Source organism: Burkholderia sp. Nafp2/4-1b, assembly GCF_003635165.1.
In the GTDB taxonomy this organism is placed as follows: domain Bacteria; phylum Pseudomonadota; class Gammaproteobacteria; order Burkholderiales; family Burkholderiaceae; genus Burkholderia.
The window spans coordinates 1,163,423-1,178,648 of record NZ_ML058597.1; the positions used below are offsets into that span (position 1 = coordinate 1,163,423).

Consider the following 15,226-nt stretch of genomic DNA (forward strand, 5'->3'; position numbering starts at 1 on the left):
ATGCAATCCAGACGGACCTTCATGTGTGGATGCCTGGGCGCATTTACCGCCTGTTCGCTGTTCCCCGGCGTGTCCAACGCCAAGATGATCGACCTGCTGCCGCCGTCCGATCCGGCCGACGGCAAGACGTTTCGCGTGATCTGCCTGCACGACGTGCGCGACAACCTGATGGCGTCGTTCTCGTCGCCGTCGGCCATCATCGATCCGTTCGCGGTCGATACCGGCACGCTGACCGCGATCTTCTCGTGGCTGCAGACCAACAACTACCACACGATCACGGTCAAGCAGATCGAGGAGTCGCGGCGCGGCGGCAAGCCGCTGCCGCCGCGCTCGGTGCTGCTCACGTTCGACGACGGCTTTCGCAGCCACTACACGAAAGTGCTGCCGCTGCTGGAACGCTTCAAGTATCCGGCGGTGATGGGCCTGGTCACCGCATGGATCGATACACCGCCGAATACGCCGATCCGCATCAGCGACAAGGTCCAGGTCCCGCGCGAGTACTTCCTGTCGTGGGACGAGGTGAAGAAGCTCGGCCAGTCGGAATTCGTCGAGCTCGGCTGCCACACCCACAATCTCCACCACGGCGCGGTCGCGAATCCGCAAGGCAACGAGTTGCCGGCGACCACGTCGCATCTCTACCTGCAAGACCAGAAGCGCTATGAAACCGACGCCGAATTCCACGCACGCGTGCACGACGACCTGCAGACATGCGTGCGGCAGATCCGCGAACGCACGGGCATCGTCGCACGCTCGATGGTGTGGCCATACGGCGCGGAAAATCAGCCCGTGCGCCAGATATCGACATCGCTCGGGATGGGTGTCCAGTTCAGCCTCGACGCCGGCCCGAATACGCCGGACGTCCCGATGGACCGGCTGAGGCGGATCCTGCTGATGTACGACGTGGACATCGGCGGGTTCGAACGCTCGATGCGCGAGCCGGCGTCCAACCGCGGCGAAGTCGACGTGCCCGAGCGCACGGTGCAGGTCGATCTCGATCAGGTCTACGATCCCGATCCCGCGCGGCAGGAAGCGAATCTCGGCAAGCTGATCGAGCGCATCTACCGGATGCAGCCGAAATCGGTGTACCTGCAGGCGTATGCGGACCCGAAGGGAACCGGCGTGGCCGAAGCGGTGTATTTCCCGAACCGGCACCTGCCGATGCGCGCCGACCTGTTCTCGCGCGCCGCGTGGCAGCTGAACACGCGCGCCAACGTGCAGGTGTACGCATGGATGCCGGTGCTCGCGTTCCGGCCGCCGGCCGACAAGCTGCGCGGGCTCGAGGCCGTGAGCGCATACGGCGGCGCACCGGCCCGCGAGAACAGCACGCGCGTGTTCCGGCTGAGCCCGTTCGATCCGGACGCACGGCTGATGATTCAGCAGGTCTATGAGGATCTCAGCAAGCACGCGTCGTTCAGCGGAATCCTGTTCAGCGACGATGCGGTGCTCGACGACTACGAGGACGCGGGCCGGCATGCGCTGCGCGTGTATTCGCAGTGGGGGCTGCCGGCCGACGTCGGCAAGATCCGTGAGAACCCCGAACTGATGAAGCGCTGGACGCGCCAGAAGTCGCGCTACCTGATCGACCTGACGAAACAGCTGGAACAGATCGTGCTCGCTCACCAGAACGCGGGCGACGTGCTGACCGCGCGCAACATCTTCGCGCTGCCGGTGCTCAAGCCGGAATCGGAAGCGTGGTACGCGCAGAACTACGACGACTTCCTTGCAACCTATGACTACGTGGCGCTGATGGCGATGCCGTACATGGAGCAGGCGAAGGATCCCGAAGGCTGGCTGGATCAGCTCGTGAAGGCGGTTCGCGCGAAGCAGCGCGGGCTGCACCATACCGTGTTCGAGCTGCAGTCGTACGACTGGCATGCGCAAAAGCAAGTGCCGGCGGCCACGCTCCTCTCTCAGATGCGGCGGCTGCGCAGCGAGGGCGCGGTGAATTTCGGCTACTACCCCGACAACTTCCTGAACGGCCAGCCCGAGCTCGAGGCGATGCGCGACGTGATGTCGCTGAAGTCACGCCTCGATCCCACCTCCATCAACGCTCTGATGCAAATGCAGCGTCCGCAGGGAACCAAGACACCATGAACTCCCACAGCATCATCCAGCGTCTGCAGGACTTCGTCTTCTACTATCCATTCTTCATGTCGTATCTATGGATGATCGGCGGGGTCGTGCACTACTTCCTGCTCGAGGAGGGTCGCGTATTGTCGACGCGCACGATCGCGTCGAGTGGAATTCCGAAGGTCTCGATCGTCGTGCCGTGCTTCAACGAGGCCTCGAACGCGCGCAGTGTGATCCGTCACCTGAACGCGATGGACTACCCGAACTACGACATCATCGCGGTCAACGACGGCAGCAAGGACCGCACCGGCGAGATCCTGAACGAGCTGGCGGTCGAGATCCCGCGCCTGCTCGTGATCCATCACGCACGCAACGAAGGCAAGGCGGTCGGGCTCACTACCGCGGCGGCCGTGTCGAACGCCGAATATCTACTGTGCATCGACGGCGACGCGCTGCTCGGGCACGACGCGATCGGCTGGATGCTCGAGCATTTCCTGACCGATCCGGGCGTCGGCGCGGTCACGGGCAACCCGCGCATCCGCACGCGCACGTCGCTGCTCGGGCGCATGCAGGTCGGTGAATTCTCGTCGATCGTCGGGCTGATCAAGCGCACGCAGCAGGTGTACGGCCGCATCTTCACGGTGTCGGGCGTGATCACGATGTTTCGCAAGACCGCGCTCGCCGACGTCGGCTACTGGAGCTCGGACATGCTGACCGAGGACATCGACATCAGCTGGAAGCTGCAGTGCCGCGACTGGCGTGTCGTCTACGAGCCGCACGCGCTCAGCTGGATCCTGATGCCCGAGACGGTGAAGGGGCTCTACCGGCAGCGGCTGCGCTGGTCGAAGGGCGGCATCCAGGTACTGCTCAAGTACGCGGGCACGCTCATGCGGCCCACGCAGATGATGATGTGGCCGCTGTTCGTCGAGTACCTGATCGGCATCGCATGGGCGTACTCGATGTCGTTCATCCTGCTGCTCGCGGTGATCGACGTCTTCTATCCGCTTCCGCCGACCTGGCATGTGTCCGTGGTGCCGCACTGGCACGGGATGCTGCTGGTCGCAACCTGCATCCTGCAGCTGATCATCGGCAGCATGATCGATCGTCGTTACGACGAAAAACTCCTGATGTACTTCCTTGACACCATCTGGTACCCCGTGGCGTTCTGGTTGATCACCATGATCACCACCGTCGTGGCCCTGCCCGCCGTCGTATTGCGGGGCCGCGGCAAGCGCGCCGTGTGGGTCAGTCCCGACCGAGGCATTCAACATGAAGAACGCGCCGATTATTGACCTTTCCCTGCGCGCGCCGCGCGAGATGATTGCCGAACGCGGCAATCTCGTCGGTCCCGTGCTCGTTGCGTGGTTCCGCCTCGTGCGGCCCGCGCTGGTCGGGGGCGTGTGGGCATCGATCTGCATCTATACGTACCGCTACCTGCTGCCATTCAACGAGGCCGAGATGCCGATCGAGCAGATCGTGTTCTACGTGACCAGCATCGCGCTGATCGCCGGCACGATCGTCACATGGCTGATCGCGGGGCGCGTCGTGCATCCATTCGCGTACCGGCTGCGCGTGTCGAAGATACTGCGGCGCTCGGCCAGCGTGAAGGTGCGCTCGGTGCCGCCGACCGCGCTCGTCGGCGACCGCCGGCGCGGCACGCGGCGCACGTCGCGCATCCTCGTCGCGTCGCACGATGCGAACGGCTCGATCTCGGGCATCGAATGGGTGGCGCATACGGGGCCGCAGCCCCGCGAGTGATCACCGGAGACATGCAGCGCCGTGCGCGACGGATGCCGCGGCGCCGCAACGCTCCTCAAATCGTGCTGGCGCGCGCCGCGCGCCAGCCACAAAACTTCCTGTAGACGAGGTGAATCATGTGCGGAATCGTCGGAGCAAGCGGCCGGAACAATCAAGTGCCGCAACTGGTCAAGGCACTGAGCCGGCTCGAATATCGCGGTTACGATTCGTGCGGCATCGCCGTGCTGCGTGACGGGCACCTGCGCAGCGAACGCACGCTGCGGCGTGTGGCGGACCTGCAGGATCGCGTGCTGACGCTTGGCCTCGACGGGCAGACGTGCATCGCGCACACGCGCTGGGCGACGCACGGCGCGCCGTCGGAAATGAACGCGCACCCGATCATGTCGGGCGACACGATCGCGGTCGTGCACAACGGGATCATCGAGAACCATGACGAGCTGCGTACCGAACTGCGGCAGCGCGGCTACACGTTTCGCGGCGAGACCGACACCGAGGTGATCGCACACCTGATCCACAGCGTGTATCGCGACGACCTGTTCGATGCGGTGACCCGCGCGGTCAAGCGGTTGCACGGCGCGTATGCGATCGCGGTGCTGAGTGCGGTCGAACCGCAGCGGCTCGTCGCCGCGCGCGCCGGCTCGCCGCTGGTGATCGGCATCGGCGCGGACCAGAACTATCTGGCGTCCGACTGCGCGGCACTCGGCGACCTGACCGACCGCTTCGTCTATCTGGAGGACGGCGACGTCGCGCTGATCACGCCGGAGCGCATCGACGTGGTCGATTCGGTCGGCTCTGAGGCCAAGCGTCCGCTGTGCGAGGTCAAGGCACGCGACGACGACGCGGCGCTCGGCCCTTACCAGCATTTCATGCAGAAAGAGATCTTCGAGCAGCCGAAGGCGATCGCCGCCACGATCGACGGCATCGACACGATCTCGCCCGCGCTGTTCGGCGGCAGCGACAGCGCACGCGCGTTGCTGTCGAAGACGAAGAGCGTGCTGCTGCTCGGCTGCGGCACCAGCTACTACGCGGGGCTGACCGCGAAATACTGGCTCGAGAGCATCGCGGGGATCCCGGCGCAGGTCGAAATCGCGAGCGAATACCGCTACCGCGATACCGTGCCCGATCCGCGCACGCTGGTGGTCGGCATCTCGCAGTCCGGCGAGACCGCCGACACGATCGGCGCGATCGAGCGCGCACGCGGGATGGGCCAGCACATGTCGCTGGCGATCTGCAACGTGGCGACCAGCTCCATCGCGCGCGCCGCGCCGCTCTGCTTCCTGACGCGCGCCGGCATCGAGCTCGGCGTCGCGTCGACCAAGGCCTTCACGACGCAGCTCGTCGCGCTGTTCCTGCTGACGCTGACGCTCGCGCAGCAGCGCGGTCGGCTCGACGCCGCGCAAGTCGCGATGCACCTGAAGAAGCTGCACGAACTGCCGGAGCGCATCGGCCACGCGCTCGCGCTGGAAACGCAGATCATGGGCTGGGCCGCGAAGTTCGCGCGGACCGAGAATGCGCTGTTCCTCGGCCGCGGCATTCACTACCCGATCGCGCTGGAAGGCGCGCTGAAGCTCAAGGAAGTGTCGTACATCCACGCGGAAGGCTATCCGGCCGGCGAGCTGAAGCATGGGCCGCTCGCGCTGGTCACGAGCGCGATGCCGGTCGTCACGATCGCGCCGGACGACCGCCTGTTCCAGAAGCTGAAGTCCAACATGGCGGAGGTCCGCGCGCGCGGCGGAAGGCTCTACGTGCTCGCGGGCCATCAACTCGAGATCGATGCCGACCGCGACACGCACCTGATCCGCGTGCGCGAATCGGGCGACGATCTGTCGCCGATCGTCAACGTGATCGCGCTGCAGTTGCTGGCCTATCACGTCGGCCGTGCACGCGGTGCCGACGTCGACAAACCGCGCAATCTCGCGAAATCCGTCACGGTCGAATGATGGCGCAACCAGTGCGGTTGCCGGGTGCGATACGATCGCGCCCGGCCCTGCGCGCGGCGACGCGGCTCGCCGCCGCCACGATCTTCGGCGCGGGCTACGGCACGGGCTGTATCGCGGCGCCCGCCGTCGCGCCGGTCGTGCACACGGTCACGATCGACGCCCCCGCCGAGTCGCCTGCCAGCGACAAGGACACGGGCGATCCGCGCCGCTTCATGCACGGCATCGGCGTGGCCGATGCCGGCGACGGCAAGCGCTGGGTATTCTTCAGCAGCTCGGGTCTGCCGCCGCGCGGCGCGATGCGCAGCGGCAGCTGGTCGCACGACGTGTACGTGGGCGAATGGCAGCCCGGCAAACCGGAACTGACGCACGTGCGCCCGTTCATCAGCCGGCCGGAGGCGCAGGAGCCCGTGTCGATCGCGCAGAACGGGCGCGGCGACATTTTCGTCACGTTCGAGGACGGCTGGGACACGCCGCAGGAAGTCAGCCAGCGATACGGCGTCTACCGACGCAACCTGAAGCCGATCAAGCCGTATCCGCACGACGTCGAATCGGGCGGTCATTCCGGACACGTCGCCACGGTGGGTGAGCGCTTCGTCGTGTTCTACTCCGCCGACTGGGTCGACGGCGGCGGCGTCGACAATCTCGGCAGCGGCAACGGCGTGTACGTGAAAACCTACGATGCGGCCGGACGCGTGCTGAATCATGTGCCGGTCGCATCGCATCGCCGCGAATGGTGGCCCATCGTCGCGGGCTCGCCGCGCCGTGCGCTGCTGGTCTGGCAGAAATACATCGAAGGCAGCACCGACGCGACGCTCGAATATGCGATGTTCGATCCGTTCACGGCGAAGCTCGACAAGCACGGGCCGCTGAACGACGCGATCCAGTACTACGTCTATTCGTCCGCGTACGTGCCCGCGGTCGACCGCTTCATCGTCGTCACGACCACCGCGGACAACCGCGGCGTCGCGATGCTGATCGGTCCCGACGGCCGCCGCATCGCCACGCTCGACTGCCTGCCGCCATCGGTGCGCGAGTCGGGGATCGGCGTCGACGGCGCGCATGCGTACGTGCCGACCCGCGACGGGCGGTTGCTGACGCTGACGCTGACGGCAACGGGCATGTCGGTCACCGGCGTGCAGCGTTCGCCGATTCCGTGGGGCGCGACCGGCATCGCCGCGTTTCCGGCACGCGGCGGCACGATGCATTTCGTGTCGCTGACGCCCACCGGCGCGCGCGAAGCCGATTTCGACACGGCGCGGGAAGCGCCTTTACCGAAAGGCGACGCGCAGTGTCAGAGCCATTGACGGCGACGCCAATCGTGCCTGATCCACGCGAGCGCCGCGGCGCCGATCTGACGCTGCCCGATCGCGCAACGCGATCGTTCGTGCACGCATCCGTGCGACCGGCCTGCCGCGCAGGCCACCGCTCACAGAGCTGATCCCGGCCGTTACGCTGCTGCCGCGCCCGGGTCGCCAGCACCGCCCGTACCGTATAGACTGTCGCCCGATTCCTTCGGCCGGCCGCGGCGCGACCCTGCCTGCCGCCGCCCCCCCTTTCACGGAGAACGAATGCTGAAGCGCCAGTGGTTTTCGCTGTTGCTGCTGACGGTGTGCCTGATCGCCACGCGCGCATTCGCGCAGGGCACGCTCGAGCTTCAGACCGACGGCACGCCGCGCTTGCTGACGCGGCAGGCGCTGCTCGGCCGCCCCGACGCGACGGACATCCACGTGCCGCGCGACATCGCGTACGGCCGGCCGATGACGTTCCGCGCGGTGCCGTTCGCCGCGTTGCTCGGCGACACACCGCTGCCGGCGGACGGCGTGCTCGAAACCCGCGCGGCCGACGGTTTCGCCGCGCAACTGCCGCTGGCTCTTGCGCGCCGCCGCGCGCCGGCCGGCGCCGTCGCATGGCTCGCGATCGAGGATCCCGCGCATCCGTGGCCGAAACTGCCTGGCAAGCCGGTCAGCGCGGGGCCGTTCTATCTCGTGTGGGTGGGGCCGGACGCGTCGTCGGTGCGCGGCGAGCAGTGGCCGTACCAGATCGTGCGCATCACGATCGAATCGTCACCGCTCGCGCGCTGGCCGTCGCTCGCCGTCGATGCGGCACTGCCGGCGACCGATCCGGCCCGCGCGGGCCAGCGGCTGTTCGTCACGCAATGCCTCGCGTGCCACCGCATCGACGGTGCGGGCAGCAGCCAGGCCGGGCCTGACCTGAACACGCCGATGAATCCGGTCGACTACTTCCAGCCTGCCGCGCTGCGCCGCTACATCCGCAATCCGGCATCGGTGCGCGACTGGCCGGGCCGCGTGATGCCCGCGTTCCCGCCCGATCAATTGAGCGACCGGGAGCTCGACCAGATCGTTGCCTACCTCGCGTACATGGCGCGACGCAAGGCCGGCAAGTAAAGCCAGCAAGAAGGCCGGCGGGTCAGGCCGCCGGGTCAGGCCGATGAGTCAGGCGCGCATCAGGCGCCCGGTTCCTGCGCGCTCTGCAGCACCGCGCGCAGCAGCACGTCGGCGCCCGCCGTCGACCATTCCTGCGTGATCGCCTCGGCCTCGTTGTGGCTCAATCCGTCGACGCACGGCACGAAGATCATGCCGGTCGGCGCGACGCGCGCGACATAGCACGCGTCGTGACCCGCGCCGGACACGATGTCCATGTGCGACAGCCCGAGCGCCTGCGCGGCGTCGCGCACCGCGTCGATGCAACGCGGCGCGAACGGCACCGGCGGATACGTGAAGATCTGCTCGATCCGCGCGCCAAGCCCGGTGTCGTCCGCCACGCGCGCCAGTTCCGCACGCAGCGCCGCATCGAGTTCGTCGAGCACCGTATCGCTCGGATGGCGGAATTCGACCGTGAAGAAGCACGCACCCGGCACCGTGTTGCGCGAATTCGGCCGCGCTTCGATCATCCCGACCGTCGCGCGCGCATGCGGCGCATGGCGGCGGCCGAGCGCATCGACGAAGGCGATCATCCGCGCGGCGCCCACCAGCGTGTCGCGCCGGAATTCCATCGGTGTCGTGCCCGCGTGCGCGTCGACGCCCGTCAACGTCACTTCGTACCAGCGCTGCCCCTGCCCGGCCGTCACGACGCCGATCGTCTTGCCCGCGCGTTCGAGAATCGCACCCTGTTCGATATGCAGTTCGTACGCGGCATGCACCGGATAGCCGCCGACGGGCTCCGTGCCCGCATAGCCGATGCGCGCGAGTTCTTCGCCGATCGTCTTGCCCGCGCCATCGGTGCGCGACAGCCCGTATTCGAGCGGATAGACGCCCGAGAACACGCCGGCCGAGATCATCGCCGGCGCGAAGCGCGAGCCTTCCTCGTTGGTCCAGATCACGACGTCGATCGGGCGCTCGGTCTCGACGCCCGCATCGTTCAGCGCGCGCACGACCTCGAGGCCGCCGAGCACGCCGTAGATGCCGTCGTAGCGGCCGCCGGTCGGTTGCGAATCGGCGTGCGAGCCCGTCATCACCGGCGCGGCGTCGGGATTGCGGCCCGCGCGGCGCGCGAACACGTTGCCCATCCGGTCGACCCGCACCGTGCAACCGGCGTCGCGCGCCCACTGCACGAACAGGTCGCGCGATTCGCGGTCGAGGTCGGTCAGCGCGAGACGGCACACACCGCCCTTCGGCGTCGCGCCGATCTGCGCCATCCGTTCGAGCGACGCCCACAGGCGTGCACCATCGACGCGCGGCGCACCAGCGAGGTCGTCACGCATTGCCGGCCTCCGGCGTGTCGTCGTGCGGTTTCGCCTGCAGCGCATAGCGGAAATCGCAGCGCTTGCCGCCCTGCATGATCGTGCTCGTGCGCGTGAGCGCGATGCGCGGGTCGTAACCCTCGATGAAGTAGCTGTCGCGCGCGCAGCTCAGCAGGTGGCCGATCTCGCCGAGCCCCATCGCGTGATACATCTCCGCGTAGCTGCAGCGATGCACGTCGTAGTCGTAATGCGCGTCGTCCGCGCGGCGCACCTCGACGTCGAGCGCATCGTCCTTTTCCCACAGCACCTGCAGCGCGATGAACGACCGCACGCTCGTGCCGTCGGGCTCCTGCGCGGCGAACGTGCGGCCCGCGTCGACGGCCGCGCCGCGCACGGCTTCCGCGATCACGGCCTGCGCGCGCTCGGTGCCGAATTCGCGCTTCATGATCTCGTAGATCGGCTTGATGATTTCCGCTTCGATGCGGCGCCGCGCGAGGATGCCGAGGCGCGTGTCCTCGGGCGCCGCGGCGGATTCGTGAGTCGTGTCGGTCATGGGGTGCCTCCGTCGTTATTGGGTTGCAGTGCGCGCGCCGCCGAGCACGTCGACGACGGTCCACTTGCCGCCGCGCACCTGGTAGATCGTGAACGCCGGGTCCTTCAGGTTGCCTTCGCCGTCGAACGCGACCCGGCCCGTGACGCCCCGCCGATCGGTGGCGCGCACCGCCGCGACCAGCTTCGCCGGCTGCGTCGTGCCGGCCTTCTGCGCGGCGGCGATCAGCGTGGCGGCGGCGTCGTATGCGAACGGCGCATGCAGTTCGATCGCCGCGTGAAAGCGTGCACGGTATTGCGTGTCGAACGCGTTGCCGCCCGGCATCCGGTCGAGCGGCAGGCCCGGTTCGAGCGCGGTCACGCCGTCGCCGTCCTTGCCGGCGAGCGACAGGAAGGTCTGGCTCACGAACCCGCCGGCGCCGAGCAGCGGCGCGTTCACGCCGAGCTGGCGCATCCGGCGCGCGATCGGTGCGGCCTGGGCGTCGAGTCCGCCGAAGAACACGAGATCCGCGCGCTTGCTCTTGATCGCGGTCAGCACGCCGCTGAAGTCGGTCGTCTTGTCGTTCACATACTGGCGATCGACGATCGCGCCGCCGTTCGCCTGCACGCCCTTGATGAACTGGTCCGCAAGCCCGGCCCCGAACGACGTGCGATCGTCGATCACCGCGATGCGCTTCGCCTTCAGCGTCTTCACCGCATAGGCGCCCGTGAAGTTGCCGCCCGCATCGTCGTGACCCATGATGCGGAACGCCGTCGCGTAGCCCTGCTGCGTGTACTGGTGGCCGGTCGAGGCCGGCGCGATCTGCGGAATGCCCGCATCGCGGTAGACGCGCGACGCCGGCACGCTGCAGCCGGTGTTCCAGTGCCCGACGACACCGATCACGTGCTGGTCGACCAGCTGCTGCGCGACCGCGACGGCCGTGCGCGGGTCGGATTGATCGTCGGCCGCGACGAGCTTGTAGACGACCGGCTTGCCGCCGATGCTCGGATGCTTCGCGTTCGCGTCGTCGATCGCGAGCTGCGCGCCGTTCTGCAGGTCCTTGCCGATCCGCGCGGACGGGCCGGTGAGCGGCGCGGCGAGACCGATCAGGATCGTCTGCGGCGCGGACTGCGCGTGGGCGGGAACGGCGGCGATCAGCGTGGCCGCGGAGAATGCGAGGCTGGCGGAAAGGAAAGCGATTTTCATGTGGGGGTATCGGCGGGTATCGGCGAGGGGGATCAAAACATGAAAAATATTAAAGATTCGACATCCGCGCCCCAAATACTCAATTGTTGGATGCTTATGCGATTCCCGACACATTAACGTAGTCGCCTGTAAATAATGGATATTTTGATGTTGTCGCTTACCCTGATTTTTCGATAAAATTCGACACATGAAAAATATCGAACAATTGCCGCACGATCCGCCGCTGCGCGCCGTCCGCGCGTTCGAGGCATTCGCACGTCTCGGCTCGGTCACCGCGGCCGCCCAGGAACTCGACATCACGCCGTCCGCGGTCAGCCATCAGCTGCAACTGCTCGAAGCGTTCATCCAGACCCCGCTGACCGTGCGCGAAGGCCGGCTGCTCGCGCTCACCGACGAAGGGCGCGACTACTACCGCTCGATCAGCGCCGCGTTCTCGGTGCTGCGCAGCGCGACGCGCTTCGTGCGCGACCGGTCGTCGCTGCGGCAGATCACGATCAGCCTGATTCCGCTGCTCGGCATCGGCTGGTTCATTCCGCGGCTGCACGCGTTTCTCGCCGACAACACCGACGTCGACGTGACCGTGCTGTATGCGCATCACCGCAACTATCGAAGCGACGCGTCGGACCTGTCGATCCGCTTCGGCACCGGCGACTGGCCGGGCTACCGCTGCGAGCGGCTGCTGCCGGGCGCGATGGTGCCGATGTGCAGCCCGTCGTTCCTGAAGCGCCACGGGCCGTTCCGCACGCCGGCCGAGCTCGCGCGGGCGCCGCTCGTGCACGACGAGGATCGCAGCACCTGGGTCAACTGGCTGCAGGGCGCCGGCGTGCGGCACGTGTCGCATGCGGTGGGGCCGATGTTCGAGGACGGGCAACTGACGCTGAGCGCCGCGCGCGCGGATCTCGGCGCGGCGCTGCTGCGCGCGCCGCTGGTCGAACGCGAACTGGCCAGCGGCGAACTCGTGAAGCTGTTCGACCACGCGCTCGACGATGGCCGCGACTACTACCTGTGCACGCGCGAGGATGCCGACATGCCGGATGGCGCGCGGCGGCTCGCGGAGTGGCTGCGGCGGATGGCGGCGTAAGCCCGGCCACGGTGGGCACGAAGCGCCGTTCGCATCGCCCGGCCCGTGCGGCATCTCGGTGCCTTGCGGACGGGCGCGCATGTATATATGATATGCATATCATATATCGGAGAGTGTCATGAGCCGCATCCTGATCGATCTGTCGAACGGCCAGCTCGACGAGCTGGCCGCCATCGTCGAGACTGAGCAACGCCCTCGCGCTGCGATCATTCGCGATGCGATCGGCGCGTATATCGCGCAGCACAAGCGATCGCATGCCGACACCGTGTTCGGCCTCTGGAAGGATCGTGCGGTCGACGGGCTCACCTATCAGGAGGCTCTGCGTTCGGAATGGTAAAAGCACTCATCGACACCCCTCGCGCGGCCGAATATCCGGTCCGCCTGCTGCCGGCCGACGCTCGCGTCGTGCAGCGCCAGCCGTCTCGCACCGACGCCACGTTCGGGCTCTGGGAATCGCGTGCGCTCGACGGGCTCGCCTATCAGGAGGCGCTGCGCGCGGAATGGTAAACGCTCTCTTCGACACCAACATCCTGATCGACTATCTCGGTGGCGTGGAAGCCGCGCGCACGGAGCTGGCCCGCTACGACTACCGGGCGATCAGCATCGTGACCTGGATGGAAATCCTGGTCGGTGCAACGGACCGCGACGACGCGGCGATCCGCACGTGGCTGTCGTCGTTCGACATCATCCCGCTCGATGGCACGGTCGCGAATCGCGCTGTAACGATTCGCAAGGAACGCCGCATTCGGTTGCCCGATGCAATCGTCTGGGCGTCCGCGCAAGTGAACAGCCTGCTGCTCGTGTCGCGCAACACGAAGGATTTCCCCGTGACCGAACCGGGTGTGCGCGCGCCCTATCGGATCTAGCGCGCGCGGAGTCCGTCATGCGTGACGGACTTCCGCCCGCCTCGTTGCCGCCGCAGGTCACACCGCTCGCCCCCAGCCGCGCTCGGCCGCATACGCGACCGTCGCGCGCGCGAGTTCCTGCGTGCTGTCGACCAGCGCGAACGGCGCATCGCGCAATGCACGCGCGGCGATCGGAATTTCCGTGCAGCCCATCACCGCGACGCCCACGTCGCGCCGCGCGAGCGTCGCGAGCGCACGTGACAGGCACCGCACCGACGCCTCGATCTTCCCCGCCTTGACGGCCACGATGCACGCGGCAATGTCGCGCTGCGCGGCCATGCCCGGCACCACCGGCTCGAAGCCGCGCGCCCGCAGCGCCGTCTGGTAGAAGCCCGACACCAGCGTGCCGCCGGTGGCCAGCACCGCGACGCGCCGCACACCGGTCGGCAGCGCGGCCACCGACGCATCGACGATATGCAGGATCGGCACCACGCTGTGCGCGCGTAGCGGTGCATACCAGTGATGCGCGGAATTGCACGGGATCGCGATCACGTCGACGCCGCAGCGGTTCAGCAACGCGACGCCGTCGAGCAGCGCCGGCAGCGGATCGGGGCCGCCGTCGACGATCGCGCACGAGCGATCGGGTGTGTGCGTCAGGTTCGCGACGAGCATCGGCAGGTGTTCCTGATCGCAGCGCGCACGCGTGAGGCGAATCACGCGATGCATGAAGTCGACCGTGGCCAGCGGTCCCATTCCGCCCAATACGCCGACGAGCGCCATGATGCCTCCTTCACGCGCGCGGCGGCCGCGCGCAGATTGCGGATACGACGGCCGCGTTGCCGATCACCAGCAACAGCGTGCGCAATATCTCGCAGAACGGATCGACCGCCGCGAACAGCACGAACGCGGCCTCGAACGGCAGGTGCAGCGCCGCGCACGCCATGCCGGCGAGCGACACCGTCACGACGCCCGACGTGCCGGTCGACGCGAATCCGGCGAGCACCGACGCGACCAGCACGACGCACAGCTCGCCGGGGCCGAGCGAGCGCTCGTAGAGCTGCGCGACGAACAGCGTCGCGCTCGCGTAATAGACCATCGGGCCGATGCGCAGCAGCGACACCGCGAGCGGCACGACCAGCTCGACGCGCGCGCGGGCAAAGCCGAATCCGTCGGCCAGGCACTCGATCATGCTCGGCATGCAGGCCACGCTGCTGCGCGTGGCGAGCGCCATCGCGAAGGGTGTGCGCAAGCCGGCGAGCGTCCCGGCCAGCGTCGTGCCCGAGCGCTTCCAGATCACGACGATCGCCACCACGATCAGCACGAGCGCGACGATGGCGAACGCCGCGACGAAGCGGACCATCGCCTCGAGCGGCCCGAACCCCGACGTGCCGATCTGCGCGGCGCCGCCGCAGAACAGCACGATCGGCGTCGGATACGCGAGCCAGTGCATGATCTTCTGGCACGTGAAATACACGGTCTCGAGCGTCTGGCTCAGCGCCGACGAGATGCTCGCGGGCACGCGCCCCGACGCGAAGCCGAAGAACAGCGAGAACACCAGCGCCTTCAGCGTGTCGCCGCTTGCCAGCGCCGCGAAGAAGTTGCCCGGCACGAGCGCGATCAGCATGTCGGCGAGGCCCGACGACTTCTCCGCGGGATCGGTGCCGTACAGCGTCATCACGGTGTCGCTCGCCGCGCCGTCGCTGCCGACCAGCGCGCCGAACGCCTTCAGCGTCGCGTTCGACAGGTGCTCGCCCGGCCGCATCGCGACCAGCACGACCGCGCCGACCACCACGACGAACACCGACACGCAGCCGAAGATCGCGATCACGCGCATCACGAGATCCGACGCGCTGCCGTCGCGCAGCAGCCGCTGCAGGCTGAAGATCACGGCCGCCGTCATGAACGGCAGCGCCGTCATCTTCAGCAGGCCGACGTACACCTCGCCCACGTAGTCGAACTTCGGTGCGGCAGCGGGCCACAGCACGCCCGCCACGATGCCGAGCGCGAGGCTGCCGAATACGGTCAGCGGATGGATCGCGAACGCATGCAGCCGCTCGATGCGGGGCGCGATCCGGATGGTCTCGTTCATGTTCATGG

15 protein-coding genes are annotated in these 15,226 nt (G+C 67.6%); 10 read left to right on the plus strand and 5 right to left on the minus strand.

What is annotated here, in order from left to right:
* The 6 genes from pgaB (at position 1) to C7H84_RS05300 (ending at position 8,173) form a co-directional block, all read left to right on the plus strand.
* Complete coding sequence (gene pgaB / locus C7H84_RS05275) at positions 1–2,094, plus strand: poly-beta-1,6-N-acetyl-D-glucosamine N-deacetylase PgaB (protein WP_121857735.1); 2,094 nt, start codon at positions 1–3, stop codon at positions 2,092–2,094.
* Positions 2,091–3,362 (plus strand): poly-beta-1,6-N-acetyl-D-glucosamine synthase, encoded by a 1,272-nt coding sequence (gene pgaC, locus C7H84_RS05280; protein WP_121857736.1) that lies wholly within the window; start codon positions 2,091–2,093, stop codon positions 3,360–3,362. Before pgaB ends, pgaC begins: the two co-directional genes overlap by 4 nt.
* Entirely contained in the window at positions 3,340–3,828 is a 489-nt protein-coding gene (locus tag C7H84_RS05285; RefSeq protein WP_121857737.1) for a Biofilm PGA synthesis auxiliary protein PgaD, read from the plus strand. Before pgaC ends, C7H84_RS05285 begins: the two co-directional genes overlap by 23 nt.
* Before the next feature lie 116 nt (positions 3,829–3,944).
* Positions 3,945–5,768 carry a glutamine--fructose-6-phosphate transaminase (isomerizing) gene (glmS, locus tag C7H84_RS05290; protein ID WP_121857738.1) on the plus strand — a complete coding sequence of 608 codons (1,824 nt, stop codon included), beginning with the start codon at positions 3,945–3,947 and terminating at the stop codon, positions 5,766–5,768.
* A complete protein-coding gene (locus C7H84_RS05295; protein ID WP_121857739.1) occupies positions 5,768–7,072 on the plus strand; it encodes a hypothetical protein in 1,305 nt (434 codons plus the stop codon). The genes glmS and C7H84_RS05295 overlap by 1 nt, the downstream gene beginning before the upstream one ends.
* A 264-nt stretch (positions 7,073–7,336) precedes the next feature.
* Positions 7,337–8,173, plus strand: coding sequence for a cytochrome c (locus C7H84_RS05300; protein ID WP_121857740.1), 837 nt, complete (start codon positions 7,337–7,339; stop codon positions 8,171–8,173).
* Between the two features lie 59 nt (positions 8,174–8,232).
* On the opposite strand, the gene C7H84_RS05305 is transcribed toward C7H84_RS05300, so the two are convergent.
* From C7H84_RS05305 to C7H84_RS05315, 3 genes are read right to left on the minus strand one after another with little or no spacing between them, the layout of a single operon-like run.
* Entirely contained in the window at positions 8,233–9,489 is a 1,257-nt protein-coding gene (locus C7H84_RS05305) for a Zn-dependent hydrolase (protein WP_121857741.1), read from the minus strand.
* Positions 9,482–10,021 (minus strand): L-2-amino-thiazoline-4-carboxylic acid hydrolase, encoded by a 540-nt coding sequence (locus C7H84_RS05310; RefSeq protein ID WP_121857742.1) that lies wholly within the window; start codon positions 10,019–10,021, stop codon positions 9,482–9,484. Before C7H84_RS05310 ends, C7H84_RS05305 begins: the two co-directional genes overlap by 8 nt.
* Positions 10,022–10,036: 15 nt before the next feature.
* Entirely contained in the window at positions 10,037–11,203 is a 1,167-nt protein-coding gene (locus C7H84_RS05315; RefSeq protein ID WP_121857743.1) for a branched-chain amino acid ABC transporter substrate-binding protein, read from the minus strand.
* 187 nt (positions 11,204–11,390) lie between these two features.
* Here C7H84_RS05315 and C7H84_RS05320 point away from each other — a divergent pair, with 187 nt between their 5' ends.
* From C7H84_RS05320 to C7H84_RS05330, 4 genes are all read left to right on the plus strand, one after another.
* Positions 11,391–12,284 carry a LysR substrate-binding domain-containing protein gene (locus C7H84_RS05320; RefSeq protein ID WP_121857744.1) on the plus strand — a complete coding sequence of 298 codons (894 nt, stop codon included), beginning with the start codon at positions 11,391–11,393 and terminating at the stop codon, positions 12,282–12,284.
* A gap of 118 nt (positions 12,285–12,402) precedes the next feature.
* Positions 12,403–12,621 (plus strand): CopG family transcriptional regulator, encoded by a 219-nt coding sequence (locus tag C7H84_RS05325; RefSeq protein WP_121857745.1) that lies wholly within the window; start codon positions 12,403–12,405, stop codon positions 12,619–12,621.
* Complete coding sequence (locus C7H84_RS36230; RefSeq protein ID WP_162999208.1) at positions 12,615–12,791, plus strand: hypothetical protein; 177 nt, start codon at positions 12,615–12,617, stop codon at positions 12,789–12,791. Before C7H84_RS05325 ends, C7H84_RS36230 begins: the two co-directional genes overlap by 7 nt.
* Entirely contained in the window at positions 12,785–13,150 is a 366-nt protein-coding gene (locus C7H84_RS05330) for a type II toxin-antitoxin system VapC family toxin (RefSeq protein WP_121857746.1), read from the plus strand. Before C7H84_RS36230 ends, C7H84_RS05330 begins: the two co-directional genes overlap by 7 nt.
* Before the next feature lie 57 nt (positions 13,151–13,207).
* Here the strand turns inward: C7H84_RS05330 and C7H84_RS05335 are convergent, their stop codons facing one another.
* Together C7H84_RS05335 and C7H84_RS05340 are read right to left on the minus strand one after the other, a co-directional pair.
* Positions 13,208–13,909: an amino acid racemase gene (locus C7H84_RS05335; RefSeq protein WP_121857747.1), complete on the minus strand. Its 702-nt coding sequence runs from the start codon at positions 13,907–13,909 to the stop codon at positions 13,208–13,210.
* 10 nt (positions 13,910–13,919) lie between these two features.
* Complete coding sequence (locus C7H84_RS05340; protein ID WP_121857748.1) at positions 13,920–15,224, minus strand: cation:dicarboxylase symporter family transporter; 1,305 nt, start codon at positions 15,222–15,224, stop codon at positions 13,920–13,922.
* Between the last annotated feature and the right edge of the window lie 2 nt (positions 15,225–15,226).

Bases quoted from the DNA above. Each gene is read 5' to 3' on its own strand.
- pgaB (WP_121857735.1), top strand. From the start codon at position 1: ATGCAATCCAGACGGACCTTCATGTGTGGATGCCTGGGCGCATTTACC.
- pgaC (WP_121857736.1), top strand. From the start codon at position 2,091: ATGAACTCCCACAGCATCATCCAGCGTCTGCAGGACTTCGTCTTCTAC.
- C7H84_RS05285 (WP_121857737.1), top strand. From the start codon at position 3,340: ATGAAGAACGCGCCGATTATTGACCTTTCCCTGCGCGCGCCGCGCGAG.
- glmS (WP_121857738.1), top strand. From the start codon at position 3,945: ATGTGCGGAATCGTCGGAGCAAGCGGCCGGAACAATCAAGTGCCGCAA.
- C7H84_RS05295 (WP_121857739.1), top strand. From the start codon at position 5,768: ATGGCGCAACCAGTGCGGTTGCCGGGTGCGATACGATCGCGCCCGGCC.
- C7H84_RS05300 (WP_121857740.1), top strand. From the start codon at position 7,337: ATGCTGAAGCGCCAGTGGTTTTCGCTGTTGCTGCTGACGGTGTGCCTG.
- C7H84_RS05305 (WP_121857741.1), bottom strand. From the start codon at position 9,489: ATGCGTGACGACCTCGCTGGTGCGCCGCGCGTCGATGGTGCACGCCTG.
- C7H84_RS05310 (WP_121857742.1), bottom strand. From the start codon at position 10,021: ATGACCGACACGACTCACGAATCCGCCGCGGCGCCCGAGGACACGCGC.
- C7H84_RS05315 (WP_121857743.1), bottom strand. From the start codon at position 11,203: ATGAAAATCGCTTTCCTTTCCGCCAGCCTCGCATTCTCCGCGGCCACG.
- C7H84_RS05320 (WP_121857744.1), top strand. From the start codon at position 11,391: ATGAAAAATATCGAACAATTGCCGCACGATCCGCCGCTGCGCGCCGTC.
- C7H84_RS05325 (WP_121857745.1), top strand. From the start codon at position 12,403: ATGAGCCGCATCCTGATCGATCTGTCGAACGGCCAGCTCGACGAGCTG.
- C7H84_RS36230 (WP_162999208.1), top strand. From the start codon at position 12,615: ATGGTAAAAGCACTCATCGACACCCCTCGCGCGGCCGAATATCCGGTC.
- C7H84_RS05330 (WP_121857746.1), top strand. From the start codon at position 12,785: ATGGTAAACGCTCTCTTCGACACCAACATCCTGATCGACTATCTCGGT.
- C7H84_RS05335 (WP_121857747.1), bottom strand. From the start codon at position 13,909: ATGGCGCTCGTCGGCGTATTGGGCGGAATGGGACCGCTGGCCACGGTC.
- C7H84_RS05340 (WP_121857748.1), bottom strand. From the start codon at position 15,224: ATGAACATGAACGAGACCATCCGGATCGCGCCCCGCATCGAGCGGCTG.